This is a genomic window from Lacibacter sp., from assembly GCF_057361365.1.
This window is the reverse complement of the sequence record NZ_JBMQSG010000015.1, coordinates 114,144-127,961: the sequence shown is the minus strand read 5'-3', so window position 1 is coordinate 127,961 and position 13,818 is coordinate 114,144. Positions and strand designations below refer to the sequence as shown.

The following is a 13,818-nucleotide window of genomic DNA, read 5'->3' as shown; positions in this document are numbered from 1 at the left end:
GAAATGCATTGGCTTGTGGCTTGCAGCTAATGGCTAGCGGCTTTCTCTACAATCCTTTCGTCCAGATTTCATGTATCGGTTCACCTTTTGAACTAAGTCCCGAGTGATGCCAGTTGTTGCCTTCCACTTTTCCATCAAAACTTAACGAAGCGCCTACCCTTGTACTATCTCTTGAAAAGAATTCAATGTTCTCGGTGTATTTGCCATTAGAGAAAGTATAGGTACCCCCACCGGTTCCAAAAAACTCTTTGGTTTCAACATTTATGGCAATCCACTGAAAGCGTGTGCCGGTCAACAATTTGATAGTGCGTCTTGCGCCGGGTGTTATAGTTTGCATTGTTCCATTATTCATTCGACCAGTAATTAACCAATGACCAGCCAATACGCTTTTACTATCATCAACACGTTTATAAGTTTCATTGGCACCATTGGTAGTAATGCTCAATGTTTGCGGAGCGAGTGAAATATTCATTGCAGCATCAGTTCCAACAACTTCCTTCTCGGCCGTATGAAAAAGATATTTGATAGAAAGCTGATTACCTGCAACACTATATGAACCACCTTTGGTAAAGCTGAACACTTTATTGGCTACGTCATACTTTGTATAGGAATAATAGCCATCCTGGAATAATAAAGTAATAGTAGACGTTCCTTCCTGTCTGCTCCACGCACCAATAATAGAAGTTTGTGAAAAAGAATTGGAACTACTCATTAAGCCAAACATGAAAAGCAAAACAATCATCAATCGTTGTTTCATAAACTAAATGATTAAGGATATAACAAGTATTTTTTGCGCATCGTTTTATACTTCGATAAGCCGGGCTCCCAGGATGCATAAATTTCGGCAGCTGGTTTCCCTGCAATGATCTGCTCTTTAAACTCTGCATTACCAGCAAGTTTATTAATGTCGCCCATTTGGTTACTCTGTGAACGATCAAAGAATTTTGCTTTATCCGGAAATGCTGCATACAGTTCTTTCATCCATTCTATATTGATGCGTTTTGTTTTGCGCAATTGATTGATGTCATACTTACGCAAATCAAGTCCGAAACATTCTTTGTTCATGTGTAATGGCGTTTCTGCCATACCGGGAATACCAACAGGTGTAAAAGAAAATTGATATTTCCCTTTTAACAATGGACTGCCTAGTACCGTAAAAGGAAAATAAGTACCACGGCCATGATTGAGTGCCACACCTTCAAATAAACAGGTTGAAGGATATAACATGATCGATTGCTGCGTATTAAGATTGGGCGATGGTGCTATGGGTAACGTGTACTCCATATCATGATTATAATTCGCCACTTTTATGATCTTTAGTTTACACTTCAATTTGTTGGGCAACCAACCTTCGCCATTGATCATTTGTGCAAACTCGGCAATGGTCATACCATGTGCAATAGGTATTGGAAATATACCAATGCCCGATTTATATTTCATATCAAGAATGGGACCATCAACTAAATAACCATTAGGGTTTGGCCTGTCAAGTATCAACAATTCTTTATTGTTCTCGGCACATGCTTCCATAATATGACTAAGCACATTGATGTAGGTGTAAAACCTGCAACCCACATCCTGGATATCAAAGATCATGAGATCAACATTCGACAGATCTTCTTTTGACGGTTTACGCTTTGGTCCATAAAGAGAAATGACGGGCACACCTGTTGCAGGATCTTTTTCATTTTTCACTTCCACACCAGCGCTTGCTTTTCCACGAAAACCATGCTCCGGCCCAAACACTTTAACAATGCTAACTCCCAACGAAAGCAAACTATCTACTAAATGTCTTTTACCCACGATGGTGGTGGGGTTTGCCAAAACAGCTACACGTTTACCTTTCAAATAGGAAAGATATTTTTCTGTTTGATCGGCACCGGTAATCAACTGTGTTTTCTCGTCCGATAAAAAGTTTTTCTTGCTGACACTTTGAAATAAAGCTAGACAGGCACATCCTGCTAAAAAAAGATAAAATGCTTTTGGTCTCATGAAGAATTTCATATTGCTAAACTATTTCTATTTACAATACCACGAACTACCGCTTAAAAAAAGCCGGACTTTAACAAAGACCGGCACATATTGAACAAGGTTGCACTGTCACAACTGCTCCGTGTATTTTTTAAAATTATCGAGGATCGCCTGCCATCCGCCACGTTGCATTTCTATTGGATTCTGACTTTCGGCTTCAAAACTTTGTACAATCCTTGTACTGTTTCCTTCGGATGTAAATTGGATGTTTACTTTCCGGCCATCGCCCATTGTATAGATAATCTGGTCGTTCGTGATTATTGTATCATACACACCGCCGAATTCAAAACCCATGCTGCCGTCTTTCGCTTCCATACGTGAAGAAAAACTGCCGCCTTCACGCAGGTCATTTTTTGCCCAAGGTGTATGCCAGTCTTCCGATGCAAAACTCCATTGTGTAATGTGCTCCGGCTTTGTCCATGCTTCCCATACTTTTTCTACAGGTGCGTCGACCGTTGTTTCAATGATAATCGTTGTTGGTGTTGCTGTTTCCATGTGAATTATTTTTTAAGATGATGATTGTTTGAACAGTACAAACTTCGTTTCTATTTTTTGATTCTGCAATGTGTGAAAGCGACATTCTTGCGGGCAAGATGCGACTGCAAAAACTGTGCGCTGTTTAGGTGCTGTGCAGAAACATGTATATTTAAACAAAGTCTGATAATGAAGAAATACATCTACCTGTTGCTGTTGCTTTTCATTGCATGCGATCAGCCAGCCGAAAAACAAACGCTCTCTCAATTTCTTGCAAAAGGAAAGTGGATCGACCTGAGTTATGATTTTTCCAGCGAAACGGTTTATTGGCCAAACAACCCCATTGGTTTTAAGCTCGACACACAATTTAATGGCACAACTGCCGGTGGCTATTATTATTCTTCCAATGCATTTTTTTCTCCCGAGCACGGCGGCACACATCTTGATGCACCCGTGCATTTTGCAAAAGATAAATTAAGTACTGATCAAATTCCTTTGGACCAGTTGCAGGGTGATGCAATAGTGATTGATGTTACTGCAAAAACAAACGGCAATCCCGATTACCAAATTACAGTTGATGATATTACAGCTTGGGAAAAAGCACATGGGCAAATTGCCGATGGAGCTATTCTTTTGTTTCGTACCGGTTGGGGTAAGTTTTACCCCGATGCTGCAAAATATTTAGGCACGGCTGAGAAAGGCGAAGCCGCAACTGCCCGACTTCATTTTCCTTCCATTCACCCTGATCTTGCTGCATGGCTTATCAAAAACAGGAAGATAAAAGCAGTAGGTGTTGATACGCCGAGTATCGATTACGGTCAATCGAAAGATTTTAAAACGCATCAATTGTTTTATGCCGAAAATGTTCCGGGTTTTGAAAATGTTGCCAACCTTGAAGCATTGCCGGCAACCGGCGCTTATGTGATTGCTTTGCCCATGAAAATAAACGGAGGCAGCGGCGGCCCATTGCGCATGATGGCATGGGTGGCAGAACCCTGAGGCAGCAGCTTTGCGTTTCCTGAATTACAGCTTATCTTTCAGCAATACGGCATCAATAGCGTCCACAAATCATCAGCACATTGTACATGAAACTGCTTAAACTTTTTTTCTTATCGTTTCTTAGCGTATCAAGTATTACAGCACAAACACCATTTGCAGACAGTTTGCTTAAACTTATTGGTGCAGAAAAGATCGATTCAAATAAAGTGCGGTTAATGTGGCAATATGCCGACGAGATCAACAACAGCGACCCCGAAAAAAGCATTCTCGTTTCGCAGCAGGCTGTTTACATGGCCCGTTCCAGCAAGTATACGGAAGGTCTTTCACGTTCACTTGGTGTGTTGGCCAATGGGTTTATTAATATTGGCAATTACCCAAGAGCACTTGAATATCATTTACAAAAATTAAAGATCGAAGAAAAGAGAAATAACCCACGTAACATGGGTAGCGTGCTGATCAACATTGGCATTGTGTATGTGTTGGAGCAGGAATACCAAAAAGCAATTTTTTATTACCGGAAAGCCGATTCGGTTATTACAAACAATAATGTTGAAGACCTCATTTACCAGGTAAAACTTAATCTGGGTGACGCTTTTGATAAATTGAATATCCTTGATTCCGCTTTTTATTATTACGATCTGTCGCTGCAAAGAGCTCAGGCATTAAACAACATTTATTTTGCCGGCATTTCAAAAATTGGTCTGGGCCATTATTATCGTAAAAAAGAAAATTTCGATTCTTCTGCAGCAAATTACAGGGCAGCCATCAACATCCTACACCAAAACAACGATGATTTTCTATTGTGTGAAACAACATTAGGATTCGCCAAGTTGTTTAAACAAAACAATCAGCTTGATTCGGCACAGTATTATGCCGCAGAATCGATCACAATTGCAAAACGGGGAAGCTTCTTATCAAACGAATTAGATGCAGCAGAGTTTTTAAAAAATTATTATAAAGAGGCAAAGAATATTGATAGTGCATTTGCTTATTACAGCATTGTACAAACCTTAAATGATTCTATCAACAGTAAAACAAAAGTGCGTGATCTGCAAATATTATCGATCAATGAACAAACACGACAGTTACAGCTTGAAGAAGATAAACGTATTGCTGCTAAAGAACGATCTCAACAATTGCAAATGCTCTTCATTGCCCTGTTCATCCCCGGCTTCTTTATTCTTACGTTGTTATTAAGCCGTGTAAGGATCCCGATAAGAATGGTGAAAATACTTGGCGTACTTTCTCTTTTGATCTTCTTTGAATTTCTGACATTACTCTTACATCCAACAGTTAAAGAAATTACACATCATACCCCTGTGCTGGAGATGCTTATTTTCGTGGCCATTGCATCTATTCTCATTCCGTTACATCATCGTGTTGAGCATTGGCTTATCGATAAACTTGTGCAGATGCGTGAGAAGGTTGCCGGAGAAAAAAAGATCCGGATCAAATCGACCCGGATCAAACTTAAATCAAACAATTAATAGCTTAGTTCGTTTTTATCACTGGTTTTTGAACACCTGAAGTATCAATGATTGTGGTGTCTTTTATGATGGTTGTATCAGCTGGTGCTGGTACAGGAACCGGCACAATAACGGTAGTGTCGGCTGATTCTGTTTTATCGCCTTCATTGTTACATGAAGTTGCAAATACCGTAAAAAGCAGCGTGGCTGCGAGCAAACCCTGGTTGATTTTTTTGTACATAAGTCTTTAGTTTTAGGTTATAAGTGTACGAAAGATTTTTAGTAATGCAAAATAAGCTGGCTCAAAACTCTCCACGCCTCACTATGAAATGCTGATTTATTGACCTAGTTTTAAGAACCAAAACTGCTTGTATGAACAGAACCTGCTGTCTTCTTTTAAGTTTTATCATTTTCAGTTGTTCGTTACTAACTGCTCAAAGTATCTATCATTTTCAGTTTAAACTTCCTGCAACCGGCGACAGTATCTATGAAGCCTTCTTTGTACGAAACAGCAGCGCCGGTGGATTTGTGCGCATCCTTCAGCCTGCCTCTTCCGGTCAACCGGTGCTTATAGAAATGAAACTAAAGGAACAGTTTGTAAATGGCAGCAACAGTATTATTGACCCTAACGTGGTTTACTATAAAGCCACCAGGCCAGAAGTAATTGAAGGAGATGCAGATCCGGTAGCCGACAGCCTTTCGTTCTGGTTTGCGTTAAATAACGAGACAACTGATTTTGAGCCATCAAAAATTGCAGCTTACACCAATGGCACAGAAGTAAATGCAGAACTTGCAAAAGCTGAACTGCAAAACGCAAATAGTCTTCGCAAAGAAATTGTATTAAAGTTCTTTGATGAAAATGATCAGATGTATGTAACGATGTTCAAGCCAGTAACCAGGGGATTAAAAGAAAACGAAAAGAATATGAAAATGCATGTGATTCTTGTTTGTGCCACCACCGACCCAACTCTTAGTAAGTTCAGCTTATATGATCTTGAACGTGCAGAAAAACTATACACGAAGCTTGCCGATGAAATTGGTATTAAAGTGAACGTTATTAAAATATTTGACCAGGCGTACAACAAGAAAAATGTAGAAGCGGCAGTAAAGAATTTAAAATCTGCTGCCGGGGACATTGTTGTATTTTATTACAGCGGCCATGGATTTCGTATCCCCAAATTGAATCGTCCTTATCCTTTTATGGATCTTCGTTCCGATGTAAAAACACAGGATTACAAACAGCATACAATGAATATTGAAGATGTCTTCCTCACATTAAAAGCCAAACCTAACCGGTTTACACTGGTTGTAAGTGATTGTTGTAATAACGATCCTGAAGCTACCAACACAGTTGCTCCCACTCCACCTGAACCACGGGCATCTGATCTGAATTGGAATTATGAAAATCTGCGTACACTATTTCTTAATCCTCAAAAATCATCGTTGCTAATTACAGCTGCCGATAAAAATCAACTGGCAACAACCAATCCTAAATTAGGCGGCTTTTTATCGTATTACTTTAAACAGTCGCTTGAAAATATCCTCGCCAGCAGTAATCCACGGGAAGTGAGCTGGTATAAAATATGCGAGGAAACAAAAGCGAAAACTATTATACAGGCAAAGAATACCGCCTGCGCCCGTCCACCTATTGCAGCAAATGGTTGTGTGCAAAATCCTATTTACAAATACCTCTATTTCTAACCCGGTTCAGGATAAGCAATCAATTGGTATTTCTTCAGGAGGTCCTTCCACTTTTGCTGCGATCTATATGCGTTCCATGTATCATCATACTTCAACACATACGAATAAAGAAATCCGTTGTCCATTGCTTTTTGCAACCAGTACCATGCTTCCTTTTTGTTACCAAGTTTGGCATACATGCGTGCAATAGAATACATGGCCTGCATATCATCGGGCTTTTGCGTTAGATAAACTTTATAACAATCAATTGCTTTCTTAGGCTGATCAGATAACAATTCTATGCGGCCATACAAATCTTTTATCTCAGCAATACTGTTAACGTGAATAGCTTCCGCCTGGTTAAGTAACAATTTTGCTTCTTCAAATCTGGATGAGTGCGTGTAATATTTTGCAAGTAATACCTGTTTGGATAAATTAATTTCTCTTCTGCTTAAGAGAGTATCGAGATGCATTTGCGCAGCAGTAAATAAATAAAGCTGATCAAGCACATCAACTAATTTTAAACGAATACCCGAGTTACGATCCTGCAGATCGATTGCTTTTTGATAATGTTTTGGCGCTTCTTCAACCAATCCCTGCCAAACATACAAATCTCCTAGTTTATCATTGATTTCAGCAAGCAGATCATCATCGTCCGTTGTTAAAGAATCGGCTGTTCTTAAAAAACGAATACCGTCAGTAAAGGGATACTTAATTGATTCGGACAGCGTGATCATACTGCCAATACCCGGCAATGTTTCTGTTATTGCCCTCTCTTTTACGTTAAAATCAGGCAGGGAATCGACGACTTTATCTCCTCTTAGCTTTAGCCAATTGTAGTCAGCTTTGTACTTCTTAAGATCAAATTTGTATTTACCGGGATTATTTGCAGCAAGCTGATAAAGCAGGTTACCGGCTTTATAAAACCAACTGCCATTGTTCGGAAACCGTTCATGCATCCTTTTATAAAAAGCATACAATTCATTTTGTACGATTCCGGTATTTGAATAAGAATTGATCACCTGCTCAGCTTCCTGGTATCGATTGATCTTTTCCAGCATATTCCACAACAAATAATAGCCACCAATAAAATGCGGTTGTTGTTGAATAATGATTCGGTAATGTTTTTCACTTTCAGTGAAATGATTCCATTGTTCGTATAGTGTTCCTAAAAAATAATGATCCTCAATTTGTTCATAGTACAGTTTTCTGAACTCCTTTAACACACATTCTTTTACAGGAGATTGAGGCGTGTATTGCTGCAACGAATCAACATAATGAAAAAAAGCTATTGAATCTTTGTAATGCTCCAATGAATAATTAAACATCAGATCGGCACCTTGTAATACTTTATTATCGTAATAAAGCTTGCCTAAATAGTGATAAACCAACGGATTTGTTTTGTCGAGCGCAATTACTTTTCTGAATTTCTCTTCTGCTGTAAAATAATCATTGAGTTGATAAGCCTGCATTGCAAGCGCAAAGTTTCCCGCAACATCATTTTCCTTTACCAGTTTAGCATCAAATACACATGCCCCATTTGTAAGATCAAACTGATCTATTACCGGCTTTGGAAGTTTAACATGCTTTGCCTCACGAAAAAAATAGCCCCGCTTTCGTAAATCAGCTTCAAAGAAAAATGAGTCGGCCAGGGCATAGTTGGTTGTTTTCATGTAAGTGTAAGCCAGGCGTTCAAACGGGAGATAATGCCTGCTGTTTAGTTTAATACTTTTTCTGAACAACTCTTCAGCAGTAAGCCATTTGTTCATTTCTTGATGCATTATACCGGCACTTACATATGTGTTTTGAAAGTCGGGTTGATATTCCACAGCGTATTTGTAAGCTTTAATGGCTTTATCAAATTCTTTTGTGGAAGTATATAACCCAACAAGACTGGCCCAGGGTAATGCCCACATAGGACTGATCATTGCCGCCTTTAAAAAATATTCCTCTGCTTGTTTAAACTTTCCCTTATCTAGATAAAGAATTCCCATTTCGTGATTGATATAAGCTGCATTTTCTTCCAATGCATACGCTTTCTGTTGCATGCTGAACGAAGAATCAAACAAAGCCTGGCTGTTTTCAACCAGTGGAATTTTTAACCTGTAAGCAACTCCCTGCATATAATATTGCTTCACGTGCAAATTTTTATATAAAGGATCGTCGTCATCAATAAGCTTTAATGCGAGTGCCAGCATTTTCGGGTAAACATCGTAACCATTGGTAAGACTGTTGTAATATCTTCTTCGTTCCAGTTCAGCTTCCGAACCATCGAGATAATCATTGATCACATCTTGCACGTGATCATCGATATACACAACCAGCCGGCCCAGGAATTGCTTTTGCAAACGCTTGCTCTTGTTTAATTGTACTTCAAAATGTTTTAATGTTTCGAGCTGCATTTGGTTTACTGCTGGTGGTGGTTCTGCATTTGTTTGAAGTGTATCGGGAGAAGACATTCGCTTTTCAATATAACGGATAGCTTCCTGCACAACAGCTAATGCGATGTTGTTGGTATTTGCGGATATAATACGGTTGTAATCGATGAAGTGGTCTGGCGTATGAAAAGTATAGAGATCAAAAAAATCATTCATCAATTGTTGTGCAGTTTTTTCTTCCTCGTTCTGCACAATGCCCGAAGGTTGGGGAGCAACAGGCGGCTGTACTTTTGAAAATTGCTCCTGATTTACTGTTGACACCAAAAGCTGGTCGCCACCTACTACAGCCGGCGTTTGTTTGTGTTTGTTTTTAAGCAACACGGGATCTTTCGCAATAACACTATCCATATACAGTCTTGCTTCCTTTACTGTAACCATTCCATTTTTATCAGCGTCAGCAAACCCCGTTATCGCATTAATAAAATAATAAGAAAATACGCCACGCCCACCATCCCAGCCTTCGTTTTCCATCGCCAGTTCGTTAGGTCCGCAAGACGTAATGCGTATCTCGTTTTGTTTTGCTGCACGCAATTCATTCCCCACTAAAAATTTCAAACGATAATCACTTGTAACCAATGTTCCGCTATGACATGCATCGGTGATGATAATCACTTTTGCGTTCGACTTTGCGGATAATGTGTTTGCATAATAATTCAGGTCCTCAATACGTATGGCATTATTAAGATAGTTCGTGCGGGGAGTATTGAAGGCAAGTAAAAAGCCAAGTCGCCGTGCTGTTTCCGATTCCATATCGCCATGGCCGGAAAAATAAAAGTAGACAAGATCATTTGCCTGAACGGTTTGTGTTAACCAGCTCAGTGCGTCATATACAGCGGCATTTGTTGCTGTTGAATCTATTAGTAAACGGATATTATCCTGCGGCACTACACCCCCTGCAGGTGAGCGCAGGTATTCAAAAAACATCTGCGCATCACGGTTGGCAAATCGCAATTCCTTAATAGCGGCGTTTTGATACTTTGATATCCCCACAACAACTGCATAAGTATTTCCTTTATGTATTTGCTGAGCGTTTAGTATACTGCAACAGAAGAAACAAAAAATAAGCAGCGATGCTTTGTACATGGTTTGGTTTTACCCAAATAAGATACAGTATTTTTTTTGAGAGGTAAAGCAGCATGTTAAAAACGAAGAAGATCCTATTCGTCTTTTCTTTTTTCTGAATTGGCAGGCACTTCAATAACCGTTTTTGTTGCCGGCTGTTGATCAATTGGCTTTTCAGACTCCACTTCTATTTCCTGCACCCACACTGCATATTTGTTTGGATAGATCCGGGAGCCCCTGTGCGCTGCATACACGTGGGTAAACACTGCCCCTAAATACAAAATAATGGCTGAGTAATAAACCCACAGCAATAATACAATAGCCGATCCTGCGGTGCCATATGTGGTAGAGAGTTTGCTCTGTCCTAAGTAAAAACCAATCAGGAATTTACCACCCATAAAGAGAAGTGCTGTTGTATAGGCACCAATACGCACATGCTTCCATTCAATACGTGCATCGGGCAATACTTTAAAGATCATTCCAAATAACAAGGAAGTGATCAGGAAGGTGATGACGAGATTGAAAACGTAAATAACAACAACAGTCATGTCGGGAAACAACACGGTTAAACGATTGCTTAAAATATCCATCAACCCGTTTATCACAAGCGACACCAACAAAATAAAACCAAGTGCTACCACAATGGAAAACGAAAGCAGGCGGTTAATGATTAATCGCAAATAGCTTTTGCCTTTATACGGTTTTGCTTTTAATTTCCAGATATGATTGATTGAATCCTGTATTTCTGTAAACACACTTGTGGCACCAATTATAAGCGTAACCAACCCCACAATGGTTGCAAATTTACTGTCGTGCGATAAGGCTGCATTGCGAATGATCTCCTGAATTTGTATTGCACCTTTTTCTCCTACAAAGCCAGCTATCTGTTTATATAAAGTGCCTTCAACCGCCTCCCTGCCATAGAAAACATCACTTATTGATATAATAATGATGAGCATGGCCGGCAAAGAAAAGATGGTGAAAAATGCAAGTGCAGCACTCAATTTCACCACCTTGTTATCAATGAAGTCGTTAAAGGATTGTTTAATGATTGACCACATCGTCATAAAAATGGATTTCACTTTTTTCATTGTTTAGTGTGTGTAACAATATTTCATCAGGCAAATTATGTACCTGAAATAATTACCTTCGCCGCCTTAATCAAAAAAACCAGGTGTAATGAAACTGTCAGAACTATTGCAGCAAAGGAGTGAAAACAAATGTGAGTTGTGTAAAGCAGCGGCAGATCTTACAGTTTATGAAATACCACCACAGGACCAATCTAATGCTGAAAATACCGTTCTTATCTGTAACAAATGCGCTGCACAAATTGAAAAAAAGGAAGAATTGGACAGCAAACACTGGAGCTGCCTCACCGAAAGTATGTGGAGCGAAATATCCGGTATCCAGGTCCTATCGTGGAGAATGCTGAACCGTTTACGCAGTGAAAGCTGGGCTGCCGACAATCTTGACATGATGTATATGAATGATGATCAACTTGCCTGGGCCAAGGCAACCGGTGACCACGAAAATGATGGAAGTGTGCTTCTACATAAAGATTGCAATGGAGCTCAATTACTCGCCGGCGATTCTGTTGTGCTCATTAAATCACTGGATGTAAAAGGCTCAACACTTAATGCCAAGATGGGCACGGTAGTAAAAAATATTCGTTTGGTTGAAGAAAACACAGAACAGATAGAAGGAAAAATTGAAGGTCAAACCATTGTGATCTTAACAAAATATGTTAGGAAACAAAATACGTAAGCATCGTTTATTTCCAAAGAGTAAAAAGAGGCACAGTTATAACCCGTGCCTCGTTTTATAAAATACAAAATAAGCTGTTAGTCCAGTTTTATCAATCTCATAAATGATACCTCACTGCCTCTCCTGATTTCAGCCATATAAATACCAGCCCCCAATTTATCTCCCACTCGTAATATCTGTGAAGATGAATTTGCTGCTTCCACCATTCTGCCGGTCATATCAAATAATTTCACAGAAAAGTTTTCTTGTCTTGTGCCAGGTTTCACACTTAAAGTAAAATAATTTTTTGTCGGATTGTTAAACACTGAAACAGCAAGTGTGTTTCGAATGCTATTTGCTTCTGACTTCACGGACATATCATGCGGAACCGTTACAGTTGTTGTAGCCACGCCTGTGTTACCTGCCTGGTCGGTACACCTGATCGTGATGGTATATACCCTTCCTGTTAGACTTCCACTACGTTCGGCACGCAATTTAACAGCGTGATTACTTACAATTTCCCAATCATAACCTGTATTGCCGTCGCCAGTACCATTCACATGTTCGTTACTGGTTACGCTTAGTGCACAGGTAATTGTACCGGGGCAATTATCAGTACTGCTATATGTGACAGCAATATTTCTCATTTTATGATTCACTGGCCATAACAAAGAAGGATCAACACTTACATTACTGACAACAGGAGCTTCGGTATCATTTACCGTTACGGTAAAGGAGCAAGTAGCAAATCCGCCTCCGTTAATAGCGGTGACAGTTACGGTAGTGGTGCCAAGTGGAAATACATGTGGTGAAGTAATAATGTTACTGCCTATTCGATAAGTAACAACCGGTGCAGGTGAACCTGTAACTGCTGCAGCAAATGAAACGGATGCGGAACATAAACCCTTGTCATTAGACGCCACAATGTTAGCAGGACAAGTAAGTGTAGGCGCCACAAATGGTGCATTAAGAAATATTTGCGTTCTTATTTCACCACCAGGCAATGCAGTTGTATGAATGTTGGAATACATTAAACCAGCTAATAAGTTTGTTTCCTGCGCAGCGGTAAATACATCGGTTTTACTGTAATTACCACTTGTAACTCCAGTAGGGAAGCCCGCATGACCAAGTGTAACAGCTGCGTTAACGCCAGGCGTCGCAGGTGCATGAAAATGTGCTGCAACAGCATTTGCAGAAAGGCCGCTGAACTGTATGTTGTAAAAAATGGTATTGGTTGCTGCGTTGTACGCCCCCATAATTGTTCCTGTGGCCGTAGAAGTATTTGGCGGTACTTCGTTTGCTCCGCTATAAGTCCTGGTGAAAGTATATATCTCGGTTGATGCAGCGCCCAGAATAATCTGTGCTCTTATTTCACCACCTGGCAAAAGGGATGTGTGAATGTTTGAATACATTAAACCAGCTTTAAGATTCGTTTCCTGTGCATCGGTAAACACATCAATTTTACTATAGTTACCTGAAGTAGCTCCGGTAGGGAAGCCTGCATGACCAAGCGTTACACCAGCGTTAACTCCCGGCACCGCCGGTGCATGAAAATGCGCTGCTGTAGCGTTGGCCGATAAGCCACTAAAAACAATATTGTAATAAATAGTGTTGTTGACATCGTCGTAAACGCCAACAATGGTTCCCGTTGCGGTTGATGCATTAGGCGGCACTTCATTAGCACCCGAATAAGTAGCGGAAAATGGGAAACGTTCAGCTTTTACAGCCAGAACGCTGCAACTGATAAATAGAAATAAAAGTAAACGGGTCTGCCAGGCAGAGCCAAAGTAGAATTTTTTCATACCGTAAATTTTTAGAATGATTATTTACGGTTCCTCATAAGAAGTTGAACATCGAATGAGTTTAATGGACAAGCAGTAAGTAGTTCTTTAAAGTTACAACATTCATCCAGCTATCCTAGTAAT

The 13,818-nt window shown here is 39.9% G+C and carries 11 protein-coding genes; 4 read left to right on the top strand and 7 right to left on the bottom strand.

Annotated features, from left to right (window positions below):
• Nucleotides 1-46: 46 nt before the first annotated feature.
• The 3 genes from ACO1QW_RS14325 to ACO1QW_RS14315 all read right to left on the bottom strand — a co-directional run bounded on the left by ACO1QW_RS14325 (nt 47) and on the right by ACO1QW_RS14315 (nt 2,526).
• Nucleotides 47-757, bottom strand: coding sequence for a hypothetical protein (locus tag ACO1QW_RS14325; RefSeq protein ID WP_486259643.1), 711 nt, complete (start codon nt 755-757; stop codon nt 47-49).
• Between the two features lie 11 nt (nt 758-768).
• Nucleotides 769-2,004 carry an exo-beta-N-acetylmuramidase NamZ family protein gene (locus ACO1QW_RS14320; RefSeq protein ID WP_486259641.1) on the bottom strand — a complete coding sequence of 412 codons (1,236 nt, stop codon included), beginning with the start codon at nt 2,002-2,004 and terminating at the stop codon, nt 769-771.
• 96 nt (nt 2,005-2,100) lie between these two features.
• Nucleotides 2,101-2,526 (bottom strand): SRPBCC family protein, encoded by a 426-nt coding sequence (locus ACO1QW_RS14315; RefSeq protein ID WP_486259639.1) that lies wholly within the window; start codon nt 2,524-2,526, stop codon nt 2,101-2,103.
• Between the two features lie 168 nt (nt 2,527-2,694).
• On the opposite strand from ACO1QW_RS14315, the gene ACO1QW_RS14310 reads away from it, so the two are divergent.
• On the top strand, nt 2,695-3,504 hold the full coding sequence (locus tag ACO1QW_RS14310) for a cyclase family protein (RefSeq protein ID WP_486259637.1): 810 nt from the start codon (nt 2,695-2,697) through the stop codon (nt 3,502-3,504).
• An 86-nt stretch (nt 3,505-3,590) separates the two neighbouring features.
• Nucleotides 3,591-4,991 (top strand): tetratricopeptide repeat protein, encoded by a 1,401-nt coding sequence (locus ACO1QW_RS14305; RefSeq protein WP_486259635.1) that lies wholly within the window; start codon nt 3,591-3,593, stop codon nt 4,989-4,991.
• 4 nt (nt 4,992-4,995) lie between these two features.
• Here the strand turns inward: ACO1QW_RS14305 and ACO1QW_RS14300 are convergent, their stop codons facing one another.
• Nucleotides 4,996-5,211, bottom strand: a complete 216-nt coding sequence (locus ACO1QW_RS14300) for a hypothetical protein (protein ID WP_486259633.1) — start codon at nt 5,209-5,211, stop codon at nt 4,996-4,998.
• Nucleotides 5,212-5,342: 131 nt separating this feature from the next.
• Between ACO1QW_RS14300 and ACO1QW_RS14295 the strand changes: the two genes are divergently transcribed.
• Nucleotides 5,343-6,671, top strand: a complete 1,329-nt coding sequence (locus tag ACO1QW_RS14295) for a caspase family protein (RefSeq protein ID WP_486259631.1) — start codon at nt 5,343-5,345, stop codon at nt 6,669-6,671.
• On the opposite strand, the gene ACO1QW_RS14290 is transcribed toward ACO1QW_RS14295, so the two are convergent.
• Nucleotides 6,668-10,171: a caspase family protein gene (locus tag ACO1QW_RS14290; protein WP_486259630.1), complete on the bottom strand. Its 3,504-nt coding sequence runs from the start codon at nt 10,169-10,171 to the stop codon at nt 6,668-6,670. The two genes, ACO1QW_RS14295 and ACO1QW_RS14290, sit on opposite strands and share 4 nt — an antisense overlap.
• Nucleotides 10,172-10,245: 74 nt before the next feature.
• Complete coding sequence (locus ACO1QW_RS14285) at nt 10,246-11,241, bottom strand: YihY/virulence factor BrkB family protein (RefSeq protein ID WP_486259628.1); 996 nt, start codon at nt 11,239-11,241, stop codon at nt 10,246-10,248.
• A gap of 88 nt (nt 11,242-11,329) precedes the next feature.
• Between ACO1QW_RS14285 and ACO1QW_RS14280 the strand changes: the two genes are divergently transcribed.
• Nucleotides 11,330-11,914: a PhnA domain-containing protein gene (locus ACO1QW_RS14280; RefSeq protein ID WP_486259626.1), complete on the top strand. Its 585-nt coding sequence runs from the start codon at nt 11,330-11,332 to the stop codon at nt 11,912-11,914.
• A 77-nt stretch (nt 11,915-11,991) separates the two neighbouring features.
• On the opposite strand, the gene ACO1QW_RS14275 is transcribed toward ACO1QW_RS14280, so the two are convergent.
• Entirely contained in the window at nt 11,992-13,695 is a 1,704-nt protein-coding gene (locus tag ACO1QW_RS14275; RefSeq protein WP_486259624.1) for a CHRD domain-containing protein, read from the bottom strand.
• Nucleotides 13,696-13,818 lie beyond the last annotated feature (123 nt).